Here is a 25,622-nt window from a genome sequence, read left to right as displayed (position 1 = left end):
CGTAGACTGTGTTCAGTTGCCGCCACTTTGGCGGCGCATTTCTGTTTGGATGCAGACATGGACGACCGCTGGCTTTCTGTCGATGAAATCGCCGACTACCTCGGCGTAGCCAAAGACACCATCTACACCTGGGTGACCTCCAAGGGCATGCCGGGGCACAAGGTTGGACGCTTCTGGAAGTTCAAGAAAGAAGACGTGGACGCCTGGGTGCGTGAGGGCGGTGCCGCTGCCAGCAGTGATGACTTTGACGACAAGGAGCCCCGCAATGCCTAAGCAGCGCTCCGCACAGGACAACAACGACATGAGCGACCTTGATCAAGAAGCCCAAGCGCCCGAGAGCGCGCTCGAAGAGGGCAAGGTCTTCGACTACATCACCGGCAAACCGGTGAAGGACAGCGACAAAGAGCAAGTCCGCCAGCGCATCGCCCGCGCCATCATTCATGAGTACGGCATTGCCGCCGAAGACATGGAGCCTGACTTCAAGGTCAAGGTGCTGGGCAAAAACCGCAAGCTCGACATCGCCATCTTCAAGCCTGGCCAAGCGCACACGGTGGACAACCTCTACCGCGCCGTGGTGGTGGAGAAAGAGCCCAAGCTCGGCACCAAAGGTGCCTATCGCATGCGTGATCCAGAAGAGGCGCGCAAAGAGTTCGAGGTGCTGGAAACCGTAATGGCTGAAGTCGATAGTTGCGACTACGGCCTGTGGACCAACGGCCTGGAGTTCTTCTTCTTCAAGAAAGAAGTCACCCGCTTCGACACCAAGTTCAAGCCCATCGGCGACTGGCCCCTGGGTGACGACACCTTCAGCGTTGAAGGCCGCTCCATGGGGCGCCTGCGTCGTGCCGATCCGGTCATGCTGCGTACGGCCTTCCGCCGCTGCCACAACTACATCCACGGCAACGAAGGCATGCCTAAGGATGCGGCCTTCTGGCAGTTCCTGTACCTCATCTTCTGCAAGATGTATGACGAGCAGCAGCCCAACGATGCGCGTCGCTTCTGGGTGGGGCCGTTTGAGCCGTTTGAAGCTGCGGGACGCGAGCAAATCCGCCTGCGCATCAAGCCGCTTTTTGAGGCGGTGAAGAAGAAGTACGACGGTCTGTTCAAGGGCAACGAAGAGATCACCCTGTCTGACCGCGCCCTGGCCTTCATCGTCTCCGAACTGGCCCGCTACGACTTTGGTCGCACCGATGTGGACGCCAAGGGCACGGCCTACCAAGAAATCGTTGGTACCAACCTGCGTGGCGATCGTGGCCAGTACTTCACGCCGCGTGGCGCCATCAGTCTTGTGGTCAAGATGCTGGCACCCAAAGAGTACGAGCGCGTGCTCGATTCGTCCTGCGGTACGGGTGGCTTCCTGGTCGAGACCTTGAACTACCTGAACAAGGTCTTCCACGAAGAGAAGCGCATCAAGGCAGGCGACGAGAACACGGAAGAGTTCGTCTCCATCCGAGACCGGTTGGCCCACTTCGCGGCCAACAACCTGTTCGGTGCCGACTTCGACCCTTTCCTGGTTCGCGCGGCACAGATGAACGTGATGATGGCTGGCAATTCGCTCGGCCACCTCTACCACATGAACTCGCTGGAATTCCCGGCGGGTCACCTGCCAGGTGTGCCGGCCGCGAAGGCAGCCATCCCGCTAGGGACGATTGATGTCTTGATGACCAACCCGCCGTTTGGCTCGGACATTCCGGTCACCGAAAAGACCATCCTGGAGCAGTACGAGCTGGCCCGCCGTTGGGTGCCGCAGGGCGACGGTTTCGTGATGACTAACAACATCAAGCCTGCGGTATCGCCCGAGGTGCTGTTTATTGAGCGATGCGTCAAATGGCTCAAGCCAGGCGGCCGTGCTGGCATCGTCTTGCCGGACGGCATCCTGGGCAACCCCGGCGATGAGTACATCCGCTACTGGATTCTTCGCCACTGCTGGGTGCTGGCCAGCATCGACCTGCCCGTGGAGTCCTTCATCGTCGAGGCCAACGTCAACATCTTGACCAGCTTGCTTTTCCTGAAGCGCAAGCCTGAAGAGGTGATCAAGGCAGAAGACCTGGGCCAGAAGAAGGACTACCCCGTCTTCATGGCTGTCGCTGAGAAGGTGGGCTTCGACCGCCGTGGCAACACGCTTTACAAGCGCCACCCTGACGGCGAAGAAATCCTGGTAGATGTCAGCCATGAGGAGAAGGTTCGCATCGGCGGTGGCCTGCAAGTGCGCACCCTGCACCGCAAGGAGCGCATCCTTGATGACGACCTGCCCGAGATCGCCAAGGCGTATGCCGAGTTCCGCGCCCAACATCCGGAGCCCAGCAAATGATCACGCGACTTGAAGCCACACGCTATCGCTGCTTCGAGCAGTTGAGCGTGGACATGTCCGCATTCCAAGTCATTGTTGGGGCGAACGGCTCCGGCAAGACAACGCTCATTGATCTTCCAAGCCTCTTCGGTGAACTACTCCGTGCAGACAACATCTCCTCCGTTTTCACACTGAAGCGCGGAAGCCAGCCTGCGCGTGCAGCGGCATTGAGAGAACTGGTCTTTGCTGGGCGAGGTGATGACTTTTCTCTCGCGATTGAAGTGGTCTTGCCAGAAGACCAGCGCAGTGCATGGGTAGAGGCTTGGCTCGCCAACATCAAGAGCAAGCGTCAGCAAGAGGTGTTGCGGAACTCTCCTGACAAGTGGCCCAGCCACTTGCGATATGAGCTGCGTCTTGAGGTTTTCAATGAGCGCGAACTGAACGTCAAGAACGAGTACCTGTTCGCCTTCTCTCCCTCTAGCGTCCCGGATCGCTCCGTGGGCGGCTTGCTGGGTGAGACCAATCAGGACAAGGAAGACTGGCACTTCATCTTGCGCCGAGAGTACGGCGGACCAGCTGTTTTTGTTGACGAAGCGAAGACCATACAGCGCGATGCCGATCGGGAGGACAAGGTCCGCATCAAGCCCGGACTGCTCGCCATGTCCGCCGTGAAGTACAAGTCCGATGCCTTTCCCGCAGCCTCCTGGCTATACGAACTGCTCACAGAGAAGGTGGTTTTCCTTGCGCCAGATTGGGAGCAATTGCGTGCAGCTAGCGCTCCTGGGCAGGACAAAGCGCTGATCGCTTCCGCGCTCAATCTGCCGTGGCTGGCATTGGATCTCAAGCGTCAAGGTCTCCCAGATGATGCAACCGTAGAGCAACAAAAAAGCCACCGCAGTCGCGATTTCGAAGACTGGGTAGACCACGTCAAGACTGCCTTGCCGCAGGTCGAAGACATCGACGTGAAGGAGCGAGAGGAAGACCATCACGCCTACTTCAGCGTGCGTTATGCCGGCGGATACAGCGTTACTTCCAGCGGCTTGTCTGACGGCACGCTGCGCATTTTGACGCTCACCCTGCTTGCTTATCTGCCAAATGCGCCGCAGCTCGTGGTGACAGAGGAGCCGGAGAACGGCATTCACCCAAGCGCCATTGAAGCCATCCTCCAATCCTTGGAGTCGCTGTATGGCAGCCAGGTTTGGGTCTCGTCTCACTCACCAGTCGTGCTGGCCGCCAGCAAGCTGGAGCAGCTTCTGTGCGCGCGACAGACCACTGAACATGGCGTTGTTGTAGTCGCGGGTAATGAGCATCCGCGCCTTAAAGATTGGCGGGGCGGTATCGACCTGGGCAGCCTCTTTGCTTCGGGGATTTTGGGATGAAGAGAGACTGCGCTTTCTATGTGGCTGATAAGACCATGCGCGACACTTTTGAGGGTTTCCTGAGTCGCGAAGATCGGTGTCAACAGTTGGGGTGTGGACACTTTGATTTCGTGCCATCAGAGGACCTGTTCTTTGCTGGTGGGCAAAACGATCCCGGCATCTTCACCCGAGGAGGTGCGCTTGTCAGCTCGCTCATCAATACGCACAAGAAATTGGTGATCGCGCTGGACTGCGATTGGGACGGTTCGCCTGGTCAGGCTGAGATTCTGAGCAAGGTTACCAACCAACTGCATCAAGGTGGGTGGGCGCCGCAAGACGTACTCGTTATTGCGATTGAACCGGAGCTAGAGCAATGGATCTGGCAGGACTCTCCGGTGCTTGCGGAAGAGTTGCGTTTGAACGCGCCACAAGGGCTTAAAGCAATGCTCGGTCAACGTGGCCTGTGGCCTGCCGAGGCTTCCAAGCCGCCGTCGCCGAAAGACCTGTTTATCCAACTTCGTCGAGAGAACAACGTCAAGTTGTCTTCTTCCATCTTCAAACGCATTGCGTCAAAAGTACCTGTGGCCGCTTGCGAGGACGGTGAGTTCCGTCGCCTTCTTGCACAGATGCGGGCGTGGTTTCCCGTGGAGGTGCCAGCATGACTTTCGCAAGTTTCAAGAACGCTCGCATCGTTCGGTCGGGCTGGCTGCAGGAAGGTGGTCGACGACTGGATTGCAACCCGTACATGTCTGGCGCCCTAGAGGCACGCGACACCCTCAAGCAGCTCAAAGCGCGCAAGGATGCGCTGAGTACTTTGACTACGGGACATACGGGTGGCATCTACAACGGCCCCGTGTTCGCACGCATCTGGGTTGACGACCCACGTTACGGTGTTCCGTTCCTCAGCAACAGCGACATGCTCAATGCGGACCTCGCTAACTTGCCACTGTTGCAGCGGCGCTATGCGGAGTCCAAGAAACTGGCTCATCTGGAGCTGAGCCCAGGCACCACGTTGATCACTTGCTCGGGGACGATTGGGCGTATGACCTATGTCCGCCCTGACATGGCGGGCATGTGGTCTTCACAGCACATCATGAAGGTCGTACCGGACTCAGAGCGTGTTCCGGCGGGCTACCTGTACGCCTACCTGTCCAGCCGCTATGGCGTGCCACTGGTAGTCTCGGGCACCTACGGCGCGATCATCCAGCACATTGAGCCTGAGCACATCGCTGAACTGCCTGTGCCGAGGTTCGGACCAGTCTTCGAGCAAGAGGTGGCGCAACTCATTGACGCGGCCGCAGTTGAGCGCGTTGCAGCATCCAAATATCGTCGAGCAGCGCTTGAGCTATTCCAGACAAAGATTGGTTGGAGCCGTCATGCTGACTCGATAGCTCGTGCCCCCAAGGCATCAGCACTGCTCGGCCGAATGGATGCATTTCACTACTCACCGCGAGTCGAAACGGGTCGAGCCTTACTGGCCGCCCATTTCGGATTTCGGCTGGGTGATCAAGTGGAACGGGTTTTTGAGCCCAATCGAGGCTCACGTTTGAAGGTCACCGACCCGGCTTTCGGTGTGCCCTTCTTGTCGTCGTCGTCCGTGTTCGAGCTGAACCCCAGCGCGGAATATTTGGTCTCCCGATCACTGACGCCGCATCTGGAAGGGCTCTTGGTCTCGGATTGCGATGTCTTGATTCCTCGCAGCGGCCAATTGGGCGGGATCATTGGTCGTGCAGTGCTGCCCCTGCCCATGAACGTTGGGCAGGCTGGCAGTGAGCATCTGGTTCGCGTGCGGTGCCATTCTCCGCAAGATGCGGCGTACTTGTGGGCTGTTTTGGCATCCGAGCCTGGGTACTGGGCGCTGGTGGGTACGGCATTCGGATCGTCGATTCCCAGCCTCGATTCGTCGTTGATCAGCGACCTCACCATTCCGTGGCTGTCCGATCTGGATCGCCAGGAGATTGGTGCATTGGCTGAAAAAGCAGTTGTGGCGCAGAACAAGGGCAACGAACTGGAAGCAAAAGCAGTTGCATTGCTAGAAGAAAAGATCAGGAAGGAAAGCTGATGGCGAAAGTGATCCCTGTAGGCCAGCCGGTCAACGATGCAGAGCGCAGCGTCATCGCTTACCTGCGGGATCGCTTGCCAGACAGTTTCGTTCTGCTTCACAACTTCGAGATCGAGCGGCAGGGCGAGCGCTTCGAGATCGACATCGCGTTGCTGACCCCGCACGCTCTTTACCTGATCGACGTGAAGGGCACGCGCGGCACCATCGATGTGTACGGCAACAAGTGGTACCCGGAGGGGCGTGCGCCGTATCCGTCGCCGCTGGGCAAGCTGCGCGGCCATGCGCGCACGGTGAAGGGCTTGGTGACCCAGGCCAATCCCGGTCGGAATGAGCTGGACGGTATCTATGTCGATGCCGCCATCCTGCTCACCGCGCCCGATGCTCACCTGAATGACCGCGAGCAGCTGGATGCAGACCGGGTGGTGAAGCTGAAGGACGCGGAGCGCTACTTCAAAGATGCCACGCGCATTCCGGCGCGCTTCTCCAAGAACATCCTGCAGCAACAGGGCTTGATTCTGCATGCCTTGAAGGTGGTGAAGCCTGCCTCCGCCGTGCAGCGCTTTGGGCACTGGCAGGTGAAGGAAAAGCTTGGGGCGGCGGAGGCCTATACCGAGTTTCGTGCCGAGAACGCGTTCGCGGGTGGCACGGCCCGCCTGCGGGTGTACCAGGCAGACCCCTATCAGCCTGAAGAGGTGCGCAAGGCGCAGGTCAACCGCATTGCCAATGCCTACAGAGCGCTTTCCAAGCTGCCGCTACATCCCAACATCGTGGCGGCGCGGGATTTCTTCCCGACCGATGATGACAAGTCTTTCATCCTGATCCTGGACGATGCACCGGGCCAGGCGTTGACGGTGCACATGGCTCGGCCCCAGTTGGCACTGACGCTGGACCAGAAGTGGCGCGTGGCCAAAGACTTGTTGGCGGCCTTGGCTCATGCACATCACCACGGTGTGGTGCATCGCAACCTGACGCCGGGTGCGATCTTGATTGGCCAGGACGGCACCACACGCATCACCGACTTCGATTTCGCCAAGCCCGGTGTGGACCGCAGCTTGACGATCGCGACGGATATTGTTGATCTGGTGGAGAAAGCCTATGTGGCACCCGAAGCGTTCAGGGAGCCGGGTGCCGCATCCAGCGCATCAGATATCTTCTCCGCCGGGGTCATCCTCTACGAACTCTTCACCGGCGAGCGCCCCTTCGCGGGCGAGCCCACCACGGTGTGGGATCGGGCCGGGGAGTTCCTCAGCAAGCCCTCGGCACTGCGGCCGGAATTGAACCAGGCCTTTGATGCTTGGCTGCAAAGCTTGTGCGCTTTTGATGAGCACCAGCGGCTGACCGCATCGGCCGCGCTGGCCGCATTGAATGCTTTGCTGCAACCCGTAGCGCAAGCTGCCAGCCAAGCTGCAGAGGCACCGAAGCCTGAGGTCTTGGAAATTGATGATGCCCAGACCGATTACCTGAACTTGGCTGCAGGCCATCGCCTGACCCACAAGTTCATCGTGGAGAAGAAGCTCGGGCGCGGCAGCTTCGGGGTGGTCTACAAGGTGATCGACACCTTGGGTGATGTGGCGCGTACGGTGAAGCTCATCGTCAGTGACCGGCACTCGACCTTGGAGCGCCTGAAGAAGGAGTACCGCCACCTGGTGCACATCCCCGAGCACCCCCATGTGGTGCGTGTGCTGGATGCGGATGTGATTCCAGGGCGAGACATCCCGTTTCTGGTGTTTGAGTACGTGGAAGGGGCCGATGTTGGCGACATGATCCACGACCGCCTGCTGTCCCCTGAAGATGCGCTGGAGCTGGGCAAGCAGGTGATTGAGGGTCTGGTGCATCTGCATGCGCAGGGCTTCCATCACTGCGACATCAAACCGCGCAATCTTTTGTGGACGCAGAAGGGCGCCAAGATCATCGACTTCAATGTGTCGGTGCGGGCCGATGACAAGGAGTCGCGCGGCGGTGGTTCGCGGCGCTATCTGCCGCCGGACTTTGACCCAGAGGTCATTCCGCACAACGGCGAGCGCGCAGACCGCGATCTGTATGCGCTGGGTCTGACTTTGTACGAGGCATTGACCGCCCGGTACCCGTGGGACACCACAGAGCCGCCCATCAACAAGCCTGCGCCGGACCCTCGCGAACTGTCGGGCTTCGCCGACTTGGCACCGGAGCTGGTGAACGTGGTGCTCAAGGCCATTGCTCCGCGCAGGGCAGAGCGCTTCCACACGGCCGTCGATTTCCGCGATGCGCTGGCAGAGGTTCGCCATGCACGTCGAGTGCAGACGGTCAGCCTGGCCGCCATGGTGACGGCGGTGAGCAGCGGGCAACCCGCCCTGGCTGAATCGGCGCCCAACACCAATGCGTTCGTATCACACCTGCTGACGCTCTACAGCCAAAGCCGGCGCAGTAACGCGGGTACGCGGGGCATGGACGCGCTTGGGTTCTCAGCCTATGTGGACACTGCGCTGGACCATGCTCTGTTGCCTGCTGTGCTGCAGGGGGAGTTCCGGCTTGTGCTGATCTCTGGCAACGCTGGTGATGGCAAGACCGCCTTCTTGCAACGGCTGGAGAAAGAGGTCGAAGCGCGCGGCGGGGCCGTCAATCGTGGTTTGGCAAACGGCAGCGAGCTGAGCTTGGACGGCACGCGCTACCTGATCAACTACGACGGCAGCCAAGACGAGGGCAACAAGGACAACAACCAGGTGTTGCTGGACTTCCTGGCCCCGTTCAAGGGCAACGATGCAGCCTCCTGGAGGCCCCAGGAGACACGACTGATTGCGATCAACGAAGGTCGCTTGGTGGACTTCCTCGCTGCGCATGAACGAGATTTCCCGGCGCTCACGGCCCTGGTTCGGCGTGCATTCGCCACTGGGGAAGCGGAATCTGGCGTGGCAGTGGTGAATCTGAATCTGCGCAGCGTTGTGGCCGATGACGCGAGCAATGCTGAGGCCGGTTCGATTTTGGAGCGCACGCTGCGAAGCATTGTCCGCCCGGAGAACTGGGCTGCTTGTGCGCAGTGTGACTTGAAAGACAGTTGCTACGCCTTGCACAACGCGCGCAGTTTCCAGGATGAGATTGCCGGGCCGCGTTTGTTGGAACGCCTCAAGACGCTTTACACGATGGCTCACTTGCGCGGGCGCTTGCACATCACGATGCGCGACCTGCGTTCAGCACTGTCGTTCATGCTGATTGGCAACCGCGACTGTGGCGAGATTCATGCGCTCTACGCCTCAGGTAAGCACGATGACGTGGCGCGCAGCTTCTACTTCAACAGCTGGATGGGTGGCGGGCAAGCCACCTCGGACCGGCTGCTGACGCTGCTGAGCGATCTAGATGTTGGCAAGCAGGAGGACCCCCGCTTCGACCGAGGTCTGGACTTTGTTCAGCCGGATGACCGCGCCCTGTTCCGCTTCGAGCGCCGAGGGCAGTTTGACTTTGAGGTGTTGAAGCGACTGTTCGGCGATCTGCCGCGTGGCGTGTCTGACTCGTCAGTTCGCCACCGGGCGCGGAAGCATCGCGAGTACGTGGCCATGGCACGCCGCAAGCACTTCTTTGAGCGGCGTGACGCCAGCTGGGAAAAGATGCTGCCCTATCGCTCCGCCAAACGCATGGTGGAGATCGTTCGAGGCGAAATGCCCATCGACGAACTCACGAGCGAAATCTTGCATGCCATCAACCGAGGCGAGGGGCTGCAGCGACCGGAGCGTCTTGGAGCCAGCCTGGCTTTGCAGTTGCGGCAGGTCGAACACGGTACGGTTCGGAGCTATCGGCTCTTCCCTGTGGAGGGCTTTGGGCTGCAGGTACAGGACTTTGCGGCCAAGGCGCGCTTCGTTGAACACCTGCCGACCGGCCTGCTGCTGAAGTATCAAGGCCAAGGCGCAGGCGCCATCAGCAGCGAGCTGATCATCAACCTCGACGTGTTCGAGATGCTGGTGCGGCTGAATGAAGGCTATCGGCCAAGCGTTGAAGAGATGCAGGGTTTCTACCTCTGCCTTAGCGTGTTCAAGAACAGTCTCAACGCTCAGCCTTACCGCGAAATCCTGCTGACCACCACGGGGCACGACTTCTACCGCTTGGCCCGCCATGACGATGGTCGGGTGGAGATGCGTTTGCTGCACGGTCCGGTGAAGGGCGCTCGCCAAGAAGAAGCCGCAGAGAGCGGCGCCAGGGGGAACTGATGGCATTGCAGAAGAAGGACAGGGAGTTCCGACTCCCGAAGATCAGCTATCTCGACTTCAAGACCATCGAGATGGATCGGGTGCTCACCGGCTTGTTCGAGCGGCTGGAGCATGGGGGCTATCCGAGCGTTTTCCGCGACAAGCGCGAGCTGACCGTGGACAAGTTCGTTGATGACATCCTCGATGCCAGCGACAAGTTCTTGGGCTTCACCCAGCACCGAGACATGGTGGAGCGCTGGGTTGAAACCCACCTGATGGACATCGTGAACCGAGGCAAGAAAAACGCTGCCGTGGCAGGGCCGCGACCGCTGCACGGCTATACCTATCGTTTTCGCAACCCGAAGCACTCGCGTGACTACGGGGCTGCACAGCATCTTTACCAGATGCTGCACCACGCGCGCCACCTCGCCGGCCACAAGGCGATCGAGCATCTCAAAGGCTTCTTCTTCGACGGGTTCGACAAGCTCACAAGAGAGTTGAACGACAAGGCGCTGACAGACATTGAGACAGCGACGCTGCTGCACTTTCTATCGCAGAGGAAGGACACGGCGGACACGCGCGCGGGCGGAGATCGGTTTGCGCCTGTGTGCATCGGCTCAGCCGATTTGATGGCCGAGGATATTCAGCGATTGCTGTTCTACAAGCCTTTCATGCCGCGCTCGGTGATGGTGGAGTACCTGAAGGTGCTGTTGTCGTTTCACTTGGCGCTGTATCACCTTCGCTTGCTCAAGCTGCTGCCTGCCTGGCAGAAGCTGGAGGGAGCCAACTCGCTGTGCGCTGAATCGGCATGCCCTATGAAGCCCCGAGAGCAACGCGAGCCTCAGGGTGACTGCCCCTACAAGCTTGGCCTGTTCGTTGATCTATCAGGGAGCGCAGAGTCTTCTACCGCAGCGCTGGCAGAGCGCAGCGCAGATGGCTATTACCGGCGCATCCCTAGCTTTGTGCGAGCGTACTTCGTCGCCAAGAAGCTTGACGAGTTTTCTGAGCACCTCGTTCGGAGAGGGAAACTGATCCGTCCCTTGAATTCCGTGTTCTCGGTCGGCGAACTCTACGGTCTGCAAGGGGATCCATTCGCGGAAGAGCGAGACAAGTTCTTTGGTGAGCGACTGGCCGGCCTGCTGGAATCCTTGTCTGAGGGCGATGCAGGCCTTGACGCAGAGGTCGAGGCCATCACAAAAATGGGTCTCTCGGACTTCGAGACCTACATCGAGATTCTGGTGGCTCTGCGTGGTGCCTTCCATCGGAAGTACATCATCGAGTCGTTGGACGCGACGATGTTGAAGAACAAGTCGGGGGCGCTGCTTGCGCAGACCCGCGCGCGGAACGCACCTCGGCGATTTGCGCTGGAGAGTCGCCTGCTGGAAGTGTTGCTGCAGATCGCGGTGTTGCGACCCGGTGGGGACCAGGGCTACTTCACCGGCGAGATGCGGATCGACGACTTGCTGTCGTTCTTGCGTGAACGTTATGGGCTCTACATCGATCAGCTGCCGCCCGGTGAGGGGTTCAGCGCTCCGACCATCGACGAACGGAAGGCACTGCGCAGCAATGTGCAGGCATTCACCGGACGCCTCCGTGAGATTGGCTTCTATCGAGATTTGTCTGATGCCTACGTGACCCAGACCGTGGTGCCGCGCTACACGATTGCAGAACGAAACGAAGGAGCACGCGCATGAGTCAGGGACTGCGTGAACTCACCAATCAAGAACTGAACGCCGCGCTGGAATCGGTCCTGCTTCCAAAGCTATCTCAGCTGCTTGCCGCTCGCGAGCTTGGGCATTGCATGCGGGTCACAGACTTGGATCGAGAGCTGATGATCCGCTTGGCTGGCGGCCTGCGGGCTGCCGTGCCGGCAGCGAACGTCGTGGTACTGGCGGACGAAGGCTTGCGAGCGATGGCTCCGGACATGGCTGTCAGCAGCACCAAGCTCGTTGAGCTGCGGAATCCGCTACCGAACGATGAGCTTCGGCCCCCGTTGCTGGTCTTCGTGCCGAATGACCTGCGTGCTTCAGCGGAAGATTCCTTTGGCGTCGCGACGTTCGAAGAGGTCTCGATCGATGGCGCGTATGCGGAGCTGAATGGGCAGCTGCTGGCTCAAGTTCCTGCCAATTTGCGGATGGCCGTAGAGGCATGCTTGAGCGAGTTGCGGCGGCGTGACAGCCGGTGGAGGTACGCTGATGACGCTGCTGTCGCTCGTTACCTGCTCACCTGCCAGATCAATGAGTTTGATCCGGATGCGATGGGGGCAGCGCTGTTTGAACTTGCTCTGGTGCCGGACTTTGAGTTGTTCCAACAGTCCGAGCGCGCACCTGCGCGGGTGGCGCGCAACCGAGAGTGCGTTGAGCGCGTGACCTGGTCTACCAAGACGGAGCGCGTTCGCGCGCTTGAGTTGGGCTTGCTCGACCCTGTGTTCTGCAAGCAGCTTGGCGAGTTCTTCTCCCGCATCGGCGTCTCCAATCCCAAGGAGTGGACGCAAGCCATCGTTCGTGACCGCGTGAATTGGCCACTCGCGTTCAACAAATGGTTGTTCGAGGACGGGGGAGTCAACCCTGATGCCATCTACATCGGCGATGTCGCACTGCCTGACTTGCCCGTGGTGAAGGATGACAACGAAGACCCCCGGTTGGCTGAGTTGATCGGCCACAAGGTGCTTCCCATCTCAAAAACCGGCCTCAAGAAGTTCAGTGTCTCTTTCCGTGTTGACCCGGTGCCGTCCAAGGTCGAAGGGTTGTCGCGGTTTGTGGCAGAGGTTGTGTCGCGCGACAACGGTCCGACAGGCCTGCGTAGACGAAAGGCCGCCTGGACCAAAGGAACCGACTCTGGCGCGATTGCTTTTTCGTCGATTGGCAAGATCGACTGGGAGGAAGGCTGGCACTACGTGCGGGTGTATGCAGAGACCGAGGACGGTGATCGCATCCCGCTCGCGGACGGAGAAGGCAATCCCATCCGGTTCAACACGGATGCAGCTGAGACGCACGCCAGCCCCAACGAAAGTGACCTCTTTTACGTGGTCACCGACGACGAGGTCGAGGTAGAACCACCGCAGCGTGCGGTCCCGCGTGAGGCTAGCTTGATGCATGCATTGCTGCGTGCACGTTTTGCGGCGGTGACTCAGGATCGCGATCCTGGAACCGTTACTGTGACCGGCTGCGGCTGGGTGGAGCGCAGTAGCAAGGCCATGGCCAGCGGCGAAACCTTGGAGATTCGCCTGGGCAAGGAGGGTAAGGCGAACGTCTTGGTGTCCAGCCTTTTGGCGAACCTGGAGCGCGCGTTTCTTGAAGACCCGGAAGGTCTTAACCGCTTGAGACTTTCGATCAGCGCTTCGGGTGTTGCCACCCGATCTACGACGTCATTCAAGTGGCCAGTCTCGGACGAGGTCACTCGATTCCGAGAGGCTCGGCAGTCATTCTTCGCTGCAGTGCTCAAGGGAGACCAACGGCTGATCATGCAGGCCAGCGATCTTCTGTCCCTTCAGGAGCCGGCTCAGAACTACGCGTCCGCCTACTTGGCTTGGATCGACACAGCGCTTGCACGTGCCAGCTCCACAGAGACGGCCGTTGCGCGGCAAGCAATGGATGAGCTTCGCTATGCGCTCACCATCGATTCAGTGGCCCTCGTGCTGGAGGACTACCAAGGCAGGCGACGAGATGCTGTGCTGTTGGGGCCAACGCATCCGCTGCGTGCCAACTGGCATGTTGCATGGAGCCATCTCGGCCAGACCTGGATGGAGCAGAGCCGAGCTAGCAACAAAGAGTTTGTGATCCCGACACGTGACGCAGTGATCAAGCAGCTTGCGCCAGCGGCATTTCCGCCGGTTGTTCCCTTCGGTGAGGAGCTGGGGCGGACAGCGCTGGCTGTGGACAACATCAACCCGTTCTGGTCCTTGTACGCGGCGACCGATGAAAAGGACCCTCGTGGCCTGATCGGGGAGGTTTGTGCTGCCTTGGGCTTGCCAGAGCCAGCCATAGGCGGGGCAACCATCGATAGTGCTTATCTTGCCGCGCGCGTGCAGCGTTATCTGGTCCAGCACCCATATGTGGAGACGCTGACGATCAACGCCTTCAACGCGGGGCGCGCAGGTGCAATGGCCGAGGTGCTGCTGGCACTCCAGCGACATCCTGATTTCGCCGATCTGCGTTACGACATTCGGCTCTTCGTGCTTGATCCTGCAGCACCCTCGACCGGGGAAGCGTTGCTGGAACTCTTGTCGCCAGACTCGGGAACCAGCGCCAAGGAGGCAGACGCTTTTTCGACGCCGACCAACAGTCATTTGCACCCCAAGCTGCGATTGGCCATTCGTGCGATCAAGGAGTTCCGTGACGATCCGGAATTGCATGCGGCGCATCTGTCCTTCTTGTTCGACTTGTTCCCTGCTGAGGAAATTCGAGCAGTTGATGTTCGGGACAGTGACGACTCTTCGTTTGTCCATGGTCTGGTTCAGCCCTTCGAGGTGGACTATCTGGAAGACGAGCAGTCCATCACTTGGCTGCGTCGTCCGCTTCATGGCGCGGCGCAGCCGCTGGAGGGGGCAGAGGCGCTATCCGACCTCATGGGTGGCGTTTCCCGTGCTGTCTCGGTCGCAGTGGCGACAGTTGCTCGCAGTCAATACCTGCCGCATGCGCGCCCTGTTGTTGCGCTGAGCCTGTCCGCAGATGAGCGTGCCATGCTCCATCAGGTTCATGAGGTCAGTGATTGGGTGCTTACGATTGATCGGAACTTGGGGATAGAGTTCTTCGACCATCGTCGGCATGCCACACGGCCAGACTATCTGATCGACCACTCGCCCGACATGGCGAGCGCCATGAGCCATCGATTGGCGATCACCTCGCGCTCCGTTTGCTGAGCTTGAGTCGTTGCTGATTCCCATCTTGGGGGAGTACGGACTGCCCAATACGGGCCGACATGCCTTGGTGATGCTGGATCAGCTTCGATCGTTGTCCGGACGGTTGGCCTTGAAGCTACTGTCCTCTTCATCCCAGCGGGCCGAGGCGATGGGCTTGGCGCTCTCGCGTTTGTTCCTCGAACACCAAGGCGTTTTCCAGAACCAGGTCGTCGTGCCGTTGGATGCGCACTTGGAGTTGTACAAGGCGTTGAAGCAAAGCGCTGAGGAAATGGGCGATGAAGTCAGCTTCCGTCGGACTGACCTTGCCCTGTTCGACCTCGACCCAGCAAGCCGTGTGGTGACATGTCGGCTGGTCGAAGTGAAATGCTACAGCCAAGTAGGTGATGTGGCTGCCTACGCGCAGTTGAAGGCCTCCATCGCTGACCAGATCGCTCAGTCCGAGCACGTCCTGGCCTATCACTTCGACCCCAAGATGGCTGACGTAGATCGGCCTGACCGCCCCATCAAGAATCGCGATCTTGCTGCACTGCTGGGCTTTTACCTAGACCGCTCCGAACGGTATGGCGTGGTCTTGCCTGAAGCCGCCGAAGAGGCTCACTACTTCCTGCGACGCCTTGATGAGCGGCCTTACACCCTGCAGTTCACACGAAGTGCCGTGGTGTTTGACTTCAGCAAGCCAGGTACTGAGCCCGCCGAGCATGAAAACGGCATCGAGTTCTATCGGATCGGTAGTGATTTGATCCGGCAGTTGGTGGAATCGGCTGTGACGGACACTGAAACGGTGGCCAGCGTCCAGTACGTACGCGCTGCTGACACAGCGCGAGAGGTCACGCAAGAACTGCTTCGTCGCAGGGAGTTGGCGCCAGCCGTTCCTACTTTTGAAACGGCAGCCTTCCTCAGCCCGCCACGGGATCGAACACTCGCGTGGGACGACAGTCCGAGGGTCAGGTACGCGCAGCATGAGGTGGTTTCCAGCGTGCCCGTGAGGGAGCCGGAACCCGCCGCCTTGGCGCAGGTGGCTCCTCTGCCAGTTGAAACCGTACAGGCTGCAAGCACTGACAAGCCACCACTGCCAGTAGACGAGCCGAGTGCGGATGCGACTGCGACGGCGGAACAGGCGCCTGCGTCGGTTCTTGTTGCGAAGAAGGAGGCTCCCCAGGGTGCGACCGTTACACGGCCGCAGACTCAAGATGGCGAGGCTACCGATAGCCGCGTGGCTTACGACATCATGCTCGGTGCCACGGGAGTAACACCGCAGTACGGCCTGATTGGTGAAGTGTCTGGACGCAAGGTGGCACTTGACCTCAATCAGACCCACACCATCAGCCTGTTCGGCGTTCAGGGCGGCGGCAAGAGCTACACCTTGGGCAGCGTGGCAGAGATGGCTTCGCTGCAGATCCCTGGTATCAACTGCCTGCCTGAGCCGCTGTCCACGGTGATCTTCCACTACAGCCCGACGATGGACTACAAGCCCGAGTTCACGTCGATGGTGGGAGCGAACTCGGTGGAAGATCAGGTTCGCGCGCTGAAGGAAGTGTATGGCGCGGAGCCGAGGGCACTCGCAGATGTCTTGCTTCTCGTACCAGCCGACAAGATCGAAGAGCGTCAGACCGAGTATCCCGACATCGAAGTACGTCCGTTGCAGTTCTCGGCTTCAGAGCTGAAGGCTTCGCACTGGAAATTTTTGATGGGCGCCGTAGGCAATCAAGCCACGTACATCCGTCAGATCATGCGCATCATGAAGGCGATGCGCGACGACATCACCCTTGAGGGCTTGCGTGCAGGCATCGATGCATCGTCGGTTCCCGATCACCTCAAGGAGCTGGCTCGGATGCGCCTCGACCTGGCCGCTGAGTACATCAACGACGGAACCTCGCTCACTGAGGTGGTGAGGCCAGGCCGACTGATCATCGTGGACCTGCGGGACGAATTCATTGAGAAGGACGAAGCCCTCGGACTGTTCGTCGTGCTCTTGCAGTTGTTCGCTGATGCGCGCATCGATGGGCGCAGCTTCAACAAGCTGGTGGTGTTCGATGAGGCACACAAATACATCGAGAGTCCCGACCTGGTTGCCGGGCTCATCGAAGTGGTCCGAGAGATGCGGCACAAAGGGGTCAGCATCATGGTCGCAAGCCAAGACCCGCCATCTGTGCCTGTCAGCCTGATCGAGCTGTCCAGCCAGATCATCATGCACAAGTTCAACTCGCCTGCTTGGTTGAAGCACATCCAGAAGGCCAACGCCGCACTCGGCAACCTGACGCCAGAGCGCATGGCCCTGCTGAAAGCCGGAGAGGCCTACGTGTGGTCAAGCAAGGCGACGGATGAGTCGTTTTCCAAGGGGGCCGTCAAGCTTCGGTGCAGGCCCAGGGCGACCCAGCACGGTGGGGCAACTCGGGTGGCGGTGAGGGATTGAGAAGACTTCAGGGAGAGATAGATGATCCTGACCGATAACGAGACCAAGGTCGATCTACTCAACAACGAGGCAATTGCCTCCACGATCATTGGGCTACTTCGCGCGAAGCCAGACCACCCGGTGACTATCGGTGTGCACGGCGACTGGGGGGCAGGAAAGTCCAGCGTGCTCGAAATGATCGAAGCTGGTTTTTCCGATCAGGGCGATGTCCTGTGCCTGAAGTTCAATGGATGGCGCTTTCAAGGCTTCGAGGACGCGAAGATCGCCTTGATCGAAGGGATCGTCACGGGCCTGGTCGAGAAACGTCCGGTATTGAAGACGGCGGCAGTGGCCGTCAAGGATGTCTTTCGTCGCATCGACTGGTTGAAGGTCGCCAAGCGAGCCGGCGGTCTGGCCCTGACCGCATTCACCGGTATCCCAACACCCGAACAAATCGGAACGATTGTCGGCTCGCTCGAAGCGTTAGTGGCAGACCCTGCAAAGCTTGTTACGAAAGAAAACCTCTCGACCGCCATCAACGAAGCGAAAGCCCTGCTCAAACCAGGCGAGTCCAAGAATGTGCCGGAGGAAGTGGAGGCCTTCCGCAAAGCGTTCGACCAACTCCTGAAAGATGCTGGCATCAAGCAGCTTGTTGTCCTGATCGACGATCTCGACCGCTGCCTGCCCGATACGGCCATTGAAACGCTCGAAGCGATCCGGTTGTTTGTCTTCACTGCGCAGACGGCGTTCGTCGTTGCAGCAGACGAGGCGATGATCGAATACGCGGTGCGTAAGCACTTTCCTGATCTACCCGACAGCACTGGACCGCGCGATTACGCCCGCAATTACCTCGAAAAGCTAATCCAGGTTCCGTTCCGCATCCCGGCCCTGGGTGAGACCGAGACCCGGATCTACGTGACGTTGTTGCTGGCCGGCGCCGAGGTCGGGGAGGACGACGCAGACTATGGAAAGCTAATCACCGTAGCAAGAGAGAAGCTGAAACGTCCTTGGACCAATGGCGGTCTTGATGCCGCAGCGGTCAAGACGGCCCTCGGCAAGCAAGCCGACAAGGCGAACAACGCACTTGCACTCAGCGACCAGATCGGTCCCATTTTGGCGAGCGGTACAAAGGGCAACCCGCGCCAGATCAAGCGGTTTCTCAACACGTTGCTGCTGCGCGAGCGCACTGCGACCGCGCGCGGTTTCGGTGACGACATCAAGCTACCTGTGCTGGCGAAGCTCATGCTTGCGGAACGCTTCCTCCCAAGGTTGTTCGAGCAGATCGCATTCGTCGCGGCAGTCCATCCGCAAGGGCTGTGTGAAGACCTCGAAACGCTGGAAAAGAGCCTTGCACTGGCTGACGGCAAAGCTAGCGAGCCGAAGGGGCAGAAGGCCACTGAGCCCACCTCTGTGTCTGACAACGCTGTGTTGACCGAGTGGAAGTCGTCGGAGTCGGTGCGCGACTGGGCGCGCCTCCTGCCGAAGCTATCAGGACTCGATCTGCGCCCTTACCTGTTCGTGACAAAGGACAAGAAGGACTACTTCGGCCCGGTATCGGTGTTGGGTCACCTGGCTGCTGTGGTCGAGAAACTGTTCGGCGGCAAGATGACCGTCCAAAGCTACGAAGCCGAGTTAAAGCAACTCGTGCAACCCGAAGCCGAGAAGGTGTTCGAGGCCGTGCGCAGCAAGATCATGGGCTCCGGCGCTTTTGACACCAGACCTGCAGGTGTAGATGGCCTCACCGTCCTTGTGAAGGCACAGCCCGGCCTCCAGAGCCGGTTAATGGACTTCCTGGAGGCGCTACCAAGTGGTAAGTGCGGGCCTTGGGCCGTCAGTGGCTGGCAAAGCGTCATCAAAGACACCGAATGCGCTGCTCGCCTTACAAAGCTACTGGGAGACTGGAGCAAAGTCACCGGAAATCTTGGCCTCAAGGCCAGCGCCGAAGCAGCGCTCAAAGATCTGAAGGGAGGACGTTGATGGGAACCTCAACAGCTTACGGCGGCCCAGGCGGCGGGACACCACTTATTCCGTCATGGTTAGGTGATGCAGATAGCGGTAGCCCCCCTGCAACCCCTCCGGGGGATGGTGCCGGACCAGACGGCCAGCCGCCCGCTGATGGTGCTACGCAACCGGCGCCGCCAAACCGCCCGCCTATTCCCAGGACAGCTGACCCTCAACGCTTCTCTGGCGCCCGCAATAGCTTCACGCGATTCGCTGGCTCTGGTGGCAGCGATCGAGCCAGCCTGGGCCGTGCCGTCTCAAAGTACGTCTCAACATCCACTGGTGGTTCGCGCCAAGCTGCCCAACGCATGGGTGCCTCGCGCGGCGCCGGAGCGCGGCTCCTCGGCTTCCTCGCCGACGCGCAAACGCGAGGTGTACGCGAAGCACTGCGCGCCCTGAACCTGGAATCGTTGGCGGGGCGCCCAATCACTGAAATTTTCGTGGGGCTGGCCGATTACATCTGCCCAGGTGCGGGTACGGTTGATGAAGGCATTGCCCGCGAGGCGTATATCGAAACCATCGTTGAACTGGCGAGCGAAGGGCTCACCGATCTAACCACGTTCACTCCCGATCAAATGCAGACGGTTTTCGAGCTATATGCCACTCATGCGATCGAGGCACGCATCTGCAATGACATCGGTACCAAGGCTGTGACAATGCCAACAGATGTACAGGCTGCACATCGCGTCGAACAGCAGTTGCGCGACTTCATCCGGGGAGGAGTGAGCGATGCGCTGACACGAGCGCGGGCGGAAACCCCCAATCTCACCCCTGAACGAATTCAAGGCTTCGTTGACGCTGTTTACGAATCCGCCTTTGCAATCTTGCATACCCTTGGCGATGCGGAGGCCAACCAATGAAGCGACAACTCCTGGCGGGCCGCTTTGGCCCAGACGACCGCTTCGATGTGACGCCGGGCACCGATGAACAAATGACCTACCTGTAACTCGTCGCCGGAGAGAAATCTTTGGATCACGGTATCGGTAGCGCGCTGACAAGCCTGAAAAGGATCGGCGTATTTCCTTCAGAAATCGGCATCGACTTACTGGTGCTGGCCGCCCACGTGCATGCCGCCGACACGCGCATCTCTCGCACCGAGCAGTCCCAAGATTCATGGACACGCGAGATACGTCTGGTCGTTCCGGTCAGCGATCCGGCTCGCTGGGATGCTGCAGCACTGACGCTCAGGAGATCTCTAGATTTCCTGACTGGAGATCGCTGGACGATCAGTTTCAGAGCACGCCCAGCTCGATTCGCGACGATCGCTCAAGCCGCATCTCCGAGCCTGATTGCTCCTCCCTTCGATTCTGTCAGCTTGTTCTCGGGTGGACTGGACAGCTTGATTGGCGCCATCGACCTGCTGGAGGACGGCTCCACTCCCCTGCTGGTCAGCCACTTCGGTGAAGGGGCGACGAGCGATGCTCAAGGCAAGCTGTTTGCAGGTTTGAAGAAGCACTACATCAAGTCATCTTTCGAGCGGTTGCGGGTCGGCATGACCTTCGTGGATGGTCTTGTAGAAGGCGTCGGATCAGAGAACAGCACACGAGGCAGGTCGTTCCTGTTCTTCGCTCTCGGGGTATTCGCAGGCACTGGGCTCGGACGGCGTTTCGTCCTGCGCGTCCCCGAGAATGGGCTGATCGCTCTGAATGTACCTTTGGACCCTCTGAGACTGGGATCAAACAGCACACGCACCACGCATCCGTATTACATGGCGAGGTGGAACGATCTGCTTGTAGCGCTCGGCATAGACGGAGAAGTTCGGAATCCATACTGGGACAAGACGAAAGGCGAGATGGCAGCAGCCTGCCGCAACCCGGATCTCTTGAAGAACCTGGCAACAGATTCGCTATCGTGCTCGTCCCCCGCCAAGGCCCGATGGCTAGGACATGGCATCGAACAATGTGGCTATTGCCTACCATGTCTGATCCGTCGCGCAGCATTGACGGCTGCATGGGGTACTGGGAACGACCCGACAACATATACGGTTCCCGATCTTCACGCGCAGCCGTTAGACACACGCCAGGCGATGGGAGTACAGGTCAGGTCGTTCCAGTACGCGATTGAGCGCTTGAAGGGTAAGCCACAGATCGCGAACCTTTTGATCCACAAACCCGGCTCGCTTGCCGATGAAGCTGCGCACTTGGACCAGCTTGCCGACGTCTATCGGCGCGGCCTGGGCGAAGTCGCACGGTTTATTGACGGTGCCGAGGCGAGACCAGGTTGATGGGTGAGGGGTGCGCATGATCGCTACTGCAGGCCTTGTGGACTTCCATTGCCATCTTGATCTCTACCCGGACCATGCGGCGGCGGTCCAGGATGCTGAGGCGTCCGGCGTGTTCACGCTGGCCGTAACGACGACACCCCGTGCGTGGCCCCGCAATCACGAACTAGCGCAGCGCACAAAGCATGTTCGAGCAGCACTGGGCTTGCACCCCCAACTGATCGCTGAGCGTGAAAACGAGATCGAGCTGTGGGATCGGTACCTTGCGGAAACACGCTATGTTGGAGAAGTCGGATTGGATGCCGGTCCCCGATTCTTCAAATCGCTCGATGCGCAAAAGCGTGTGTTCCAGCATGTGTTGCAGCGTTGTGCGCAGGCCGGCGACAAGATCATTACGGTCCACAGCATCAGATCGGCCAAGATGGTTCTCGATCTTGTAGAAGCACATCTACCGTCAGAGCGAGGGAAGATCGTCCTCCACTGGTTCACCGGAACGAAAAGCGAAGCGAAACGCGCGCTGGATTTAGGCTGCTATTTCTCCATCAATGTAGCAATGCTCGGAAATGAGAGACATGCGTCAATGGTGGAGTGCATCCCATTAGAGCGCATGCTGACGGAAACGGATGGCCCTTTTACCCGCACGGGCGAGAGACCTTCTCAGCCAGTTGATGTCGCGCTCGTCGTCAAACTTCTCAGCCAGTTGCGCCGCATGTCTCCAGAAGAAACCGCTAAGGCTATTCGGGATAACTTGCGAACAATTCTTTTGTAATAATTTCAGCGGCATATCATCCCAAAGCGGATTGGCTGACGGGAAATTCGTAGGAGCTTTTAACATCATGCCGGAGACGCAGCGCCTATTCGTTACAGAAGGCAGCGTACACCTCTATTCGAGCCAGCCTATCGCCCTTTCCCCGGCAGACTTGTACGACGGAAGGAACAATCAGCATTTCAGAAACACCATCGCTGACTGCAATCTCTATGTCATTGCAACCCGAGAGAGAATACTAATTCAGCCAGAACGAGTGTCGTTTGTCGACAATATTCTCCATGGCGATTTTATAGTCATGCGAGAAAACGGCTGGGTGCAAATTCCCTTCTGCTGGGACTTGGTGAAGGCATTACAGCGTAGCGGAGACTCCGTGAGAGGCGTTGGGGTCTTGCCGTCTGGTACACACCTCATTGTCGAGACACAGCGAGGCTCGATGCAGATACCGGCGCATGCTGTGGTCGCCAATGCCGATTCGCTCCTGAGCTACGAAGACTGCGATCTTGAAGTAGTCTATGTCGGGCAAGGTATTGGAAGATCGCAGCGGCGAACTGCGCTGGATCGACTGCTCAATCACTCAACATTGCAGAGAATCCTCGCCGAGGCGACGACATACCGGCCTGCCGCAGAAGTGTTGCTGTTGCTCTACCGCTTTGAACATCGCCGAGTTTTCATGAGCACAGGAGGAGATCTTCAAGCCGATCCGCAATCAAGTGTGGAGGAGGAAAGAGCGCATCTGGAGAACATGCGGGCTTTAACGCTTTCCAGGCATGCACAAATTGCTTTAGCTGAAGCAGCCCTGATCCGACATTTCCAGCCGCACTACAACGAGCAGTTGAAGGAAACCAACTTCGCTGCCAGGAAACGTATTAAGATTTTGGAGCAGTTGCTGAAGAAAGACATTTCGGGAGTGATGGTAGAAATAGCCTCGGCTAATATCCGCTCTCGCCTCCGCACTGTAAACGCCCCGCCACGTGATCTTACTGATTTGTTCGGACCGGAGGCGCTAAGTGGCGAAAGGCTGGAAACGGAAGAAATGCGTCAGCAATGGGCAGAAGATGTGAAGCTAATGGCTCACACCCAATATGCAAGCTTCCCTTTAACTACGCCAGAAGAGCGGGATACTTTCCTGCATGGGACCATCTGGAATGGCGAAACCGAACGGCGAAAATTCATCTGAGCACTGAGCTGCTGCGGGCATCCGAAGTTAATTTCTTTCCTGTGCGGCCACCTTCCAACTTTCCAGTTTTTCCGCCCAGTCTTGCATCATCACCCGCCGCTCGTCGAGGTAGGTGGCATGGTTGTATGTGCGCCGAACACTATTCGGCTCCGCATGTGCAAGCTGGGCTTCGATGGCATCGGGCCGATAGCCCAGTTCATTGAGCCGGGTGCTGCCCGTCGTGCGCGTGCCATGCGGGCTGTACTTGGTTGCCCAGCCTAGCTTCTTGAGTGCCTGCCGCAGAGCTGCGTCGGCCATGGGACGCTGGCGGTCATCGCGATTTGGGAAAACGAACTTCGTGTGCCCCGTGATCGGATGCATGGCCTTGAGAAGTTCGATCGCCTGAGTCGGTAGCGGAACGACGTGCTCTCGCCGCGCCTTCATCCGGCGTGCAGGAATGGTCCAGAGCGCCTTCTCCAGGTCGAACTCGGCCCATTCTGCTTGGACGGATTCATTCGGGCGGCTGAGCGTCAGCCACATCAGCTGGAAGGCCTTGATGGTCTGGAAGTTGCCACCGTGTCCATCAAAGTCGTTCAGCAACTGGCCGACTTCCTCCGCGCTGAGGGCGCGCTTGTGTTGCGTCTTGTTGGGCGGCAGCGCTTTGCGGACTGGCCAAACAGGGTCTGTGTCGGCCCGCAGGGTTGCTACCGCATGCTCGAAGACGCCGGACATGGTGCGCTTGGCTTCAGCTGCCACCGTGGGTGCGCCGCGCTTGACCGTCTTGTTAAGAATGTCGAGAACGTGGGCTGGGGTGATCTGACGCACCGGCAGCTTGCCAATCGATGGGAAGACCACGCGCTCCAGCATGTCGAGTCTGCGCTTCTTGGTTACTTCTTCCCAGTCCTTCAGGGCCAGCCACTCTTTGGCGATGGCCTCGAATGTGTTCGCTGCGTCTTGCTCGCGCTTGATGCGTTCGATCTGGCGGTTCTGGACGGGATTGATGCCCTCCCTGACCAGCTTCCGCGCCGCTTCACACTTCTCTCTGGCCTCGCCGAGCGTCACGCTGGGGTAGTCGCCAAGTGCGAACCACGAGGCCTTGTCATTGAGCTTGAAGCGATAGCGCCAAGCCTTGATGCCGTTGGGTTTGATCTCTAGGTACAGCCCCTTGTAGTCATTGAGGCGGTAGATGCCTTCTCTGGGCTTGGCGGCTCGGCACTGGGCGTCTGTCAGCATCGTGAAGCTCTCCTGTTCGTCCTCAGGGCTTCATCGTATACACCTTCATCGACCTGGCGCAAGATCCATATACACGCCCGTATTCACTTGCGCAGCGCCATCAGATGTCGTTGCATGCAACGAGCTGAAATGAAAAAGCCCCGTATCCACGGGGCTTTGCGTCGATTTCAGCGATGCACCTGCAAGCAGATGCAATGGCCTGAAATGGCTTGCTTGAATCAGACGTTGAACAGGAAGTTCATCACGTCACCATCCTGCACCACGTATTCCTTGCCTTCCGAGCGCATCTTGCCGGCTTCCTTGGCCTTGGCTTCGCCACCCAGGGTGATGAAGTCGTTGTAAGCAATGGTCTGGGCGCGGATGAAGCCGCGTTCGAAGTCGGTGTGAATCACGCCGGCGGCCTGCGGCGCGGTGTCGCCCACGTGGATGGTCCAGGCGCGCACTTCCTTCACCCCGGCGGTGAAGTAGGTCTGCAGGCCCAGCAGCTTGTAACCGGCACGGATCAGGCGGTCCAGACCCGGCTCTTCCAGGCCCATTTCGGCCAGGAACTCAGCCTTGTCGGCGTCTTCCAGATCAGCGATTTCGCTTTCGATGGCAGCGCACAATGCCACTACCGGCGCGCCTTCGCGCTCGCCCAGTGCTTGCAGCTTGTCCAGGTAGGCATTGTTCTTGAAGCCGTCTTCGGACACGTTGGCCACATACATGGCCGGCTTGATGGTGAGCAGGCACAAGGGCTTGATGATGGTGATTTCTTCATCGGACAGCTTGAGCGAGCGTACCGGCAGGCCCTGGTCCAGATGCGGCATCAGCTTTTCCAGCACGGCGATCAGCGCGCGTGCGTCCTTGTCGCCGGACTTGGCTTTCTTGCCTTCCCGCTGCATGGCTTTTTCGACCGAAGACAGGTCGGCCAGTGCCAGTTCGGTACCGATGGTTTCAATGTCGGCAATCGGATCGACCTTGCCAGCCACGTGCACGATGTTGTCGTCGTCAAAACAGCGCACTACGTTGACGATGGCGTCGGTTTCGCGGATGTTGGCCAGGAACTGGTTGCCCAGGCCTTCGCCCTTGGACGCGCCCGCCACCAGACCAGCGATATCGACGAATTCGACGATTGCCGGCTGGATTTTT

The 25,622-nt window shown here is 59.1% G+C and carries 16 protein-coding genes; 14 read left to right on the top strand and 2 right to left on the bottom strand.

Annotated features, from left to right (window positions below; translation table 11 throughout):
- Window positions 1–57 precede the first annotated feature (57 nt).
- From mads1 to EAY64_RS07605, 14 genes are all read left to right on the top strand, one after another.
- Window positions 58–273, top strand: a complete 216-nt coding sequence (gene mads1 / locus EAY64_RS07670; RefSeq protein ID WP_103524192.1) for a methylation-associated defense system helix-turn-helix domain-containing protein MAD1 — start codon at window positions 58–60, stop codon at window positions 271–273.
- Window positions 266–2,308, top strand: coding sequence for a methylation-associated defense system DNA methyltransferase MAD2 (mads2, locus tag EAY64_RS07665; protein WP_199734411.1), 2,043 nt, complete (start codon window positions 266–268; stop codon window positions 2,306–2,308). The genes mads1 and mads2 overlap by 8 nt, the downstream gene beginning before the upstream one ends.
- A complete protein-coding gene (gene mads3, locus EAY64_RS07660) occupies window positions 2,305–3,666 on the top strand; it encodes a methylation-associated defense system AAA family ATPase MAD3 (protein WP_103524191.1) in 1,362 nt (453 codons plus the stop codon). Before mads2 ends, mads3 begins: the two co-directional genes overlap by 4 nt.
- Window positions 3,663–4,307, top strand: a complete 645-nt coding sequence (mads4, locus tag EAY64_RS07655) for a methylation-associated defense system protein MAD4 (protein WP_103524190.1) — start codon at window positions 3,663–3,665, stop codon at window positions 4,305–4,307. Before mads3 ends, mads4 begins: the two co-directional genes overlap by 4 nt.
- The gene (mads5, locus tag EAY64_RS07650) at window positions 4,304–5,707 is read left to right on the top strand and encodes a methylation-associated defense system restriction endonuclease subunit S MAD5 (RefSeq protein WP_103524189.1); all 1,404 of its coding nucleotides are present in this window, start codon (window positions 4,304–4,306) and stop codon (window positions 5,705–5,707) included. The genes mads4 and mads5 overlap by 4 nt, the downstream gene beginning before the upstream one ends.
- Window positions 5,707–9,882, top strand: coding sequence for a methylation-associated defense system protein kinase MAD6 (gene mads6 / locus EAY64_RS07645; protein ID WP_103524188.1), 4,176 nt, complete (start codon window positions 5,707–5,709; stop codon window positions 9,880–9,882). The genes mads5 and mads6 overlap by 1 nt, the downstream gene beginning before the upstream one ends.
- Window positions 9,882–11,555, top strand: a complete 1,674-nt coding sequence (gene mads7 / locus EAY64_RS07640) for a methylation-associated defense system protein MAD7 (RefSeq protein WP_103524187.1) — start codon at window positions 9,882–9,884, stop codon at window positions 11,553–11,555. The genes mads6 and mads7 overlap by 1 nt, the downstream gene beginning before the upstream one ends.
- Window positions 11,552–14,722 carry a methylation-associated defense system ATP-binding protein MAD8 gene (gene mads8, locus EAY64_RS07635; RefSeq protein ID WP_103524186.1) on the top strand — a complete coding sequence of 1,057 codons (3,171 nt, stop codon included), beginning with the start codon at window positions 11,552–11,554 and terminating at the stop codon, window positions 14,720–14,722. The genes mads7 and mads8 overlap by 4 nt, the downstream gene beginning before the upstream one ends.
- Window positions 14,723–14,831: 109 nt before the next feature.
- Window positions 14,832–17,135, top strand: coding sequence for a hypothetical protein (locus tag EAY64_RS07630; RefSeq protein WP_147456198.1), 2,304 nt, complete (start codon window positions 14,832–14,834; stop codon window positions 17,133–17,135).
- A gap of 21 nt (window positions 17,136–17,156) precedes the next feature.
- Window positions 17,157–19,091 carry a Qat anti-phage system ATPase QatA gene (gene qatA, locus EAY64_RS07625; protein WP_103524184.1) on the top strand — a complete coding sequence of 645 codons (1,935 nt, stop codon included), beginning with the start codon at window positions 17,157–17,159 and terminating at the stop codon, window positions 19,089–19,091.
- Window positions 18,980–19,975, top strand: coding sequence for a Qat anti-phage system associated protein QatB (qatB, locus tag EAY64_RS20825; RefSeq protein ID WP_369407071.1), 996 nt, complete (start codon window positions 18,980–18,982; stop codon window positions 19,973–19,975). Before qatA ends, qatB begins: the two co-directional genes overlap by 112 nt.
- Window positions 19,976–20,082: 107 nt before the next feature.
- Entirely contained in the window at window positions 20,083–21,339 is a 1,257-nt protein-coding gene (qatC, locus tag EAY64_RS07615; protein ID WP_226034182.1) for a Qat anti-phage system QueC-like protein QatC, read from the top strand.
- A 16-nt stretch (window positions 21,340–21,355) separates the two neighbouring features.
- On the top strand, window positions 21,356–22,105 hold the full coding sequence (gene qatD, locus EAY64_RS07610; RefSeq protein ID WP_103524182.1) for a Qat anti-phage system TatD family nuclease QatD: 750 nt from the start codon (window positions 21,356–21,358) through the stop codon (window positions 22,103–22,105).
- Window positions 22,106–22,172: 67 nt separating this feature from the next.
- Entirely contained in the window at window positions 22,173–23,282 is a 1,110-nt protein-coding gene (locus EAY64_RS07605) for a hypothetical protein (protein WP_103524181.1), read from the top strand.
- 27 nt (window positions 23,283–23,309) lie between these two features.
- Here EAY64_RS07605 and EAY64_RS07600 read toward each other — a convergent pair whose 3' ends face one another.
- Complete coding sequence (locus tag EAY64_RS07600) at window positions 23,310–24,494, bottom strand: tyrosine-type recombinase/integrase (protein ID WP_103524180.1); 1,185 nt, start codon at window positions 24,492–24,494, stop codon at window positions 23,310–23,312.
- Window positions 24,495–24,712: 218 nt separating this feature from the next.
- Window positions 24,713–25,622 (bottom strand): redox-regulated ATPase YchF (gene ychF / locus EAY64_RS07595; RefSeq protein ID WP_103524179.1); only part of this gene is annotated, 910 nt, incomplete at its 5' end.

This window comes from Aquitalea palustris, from assembly GCF_003693445.1.
GTDB classification, from domain to species: domain Bacteria; phylum Pseudomonadota; class Gammaproteobacteria; order Burkholderiales; family Chromobacteriaceae; genus Aquitalea; species Aquitalea palustris.
Note: the sequence above shows the minus strand (reverse complement) of the source record. Positions and strands in the feature narration are given on the sequence as shown.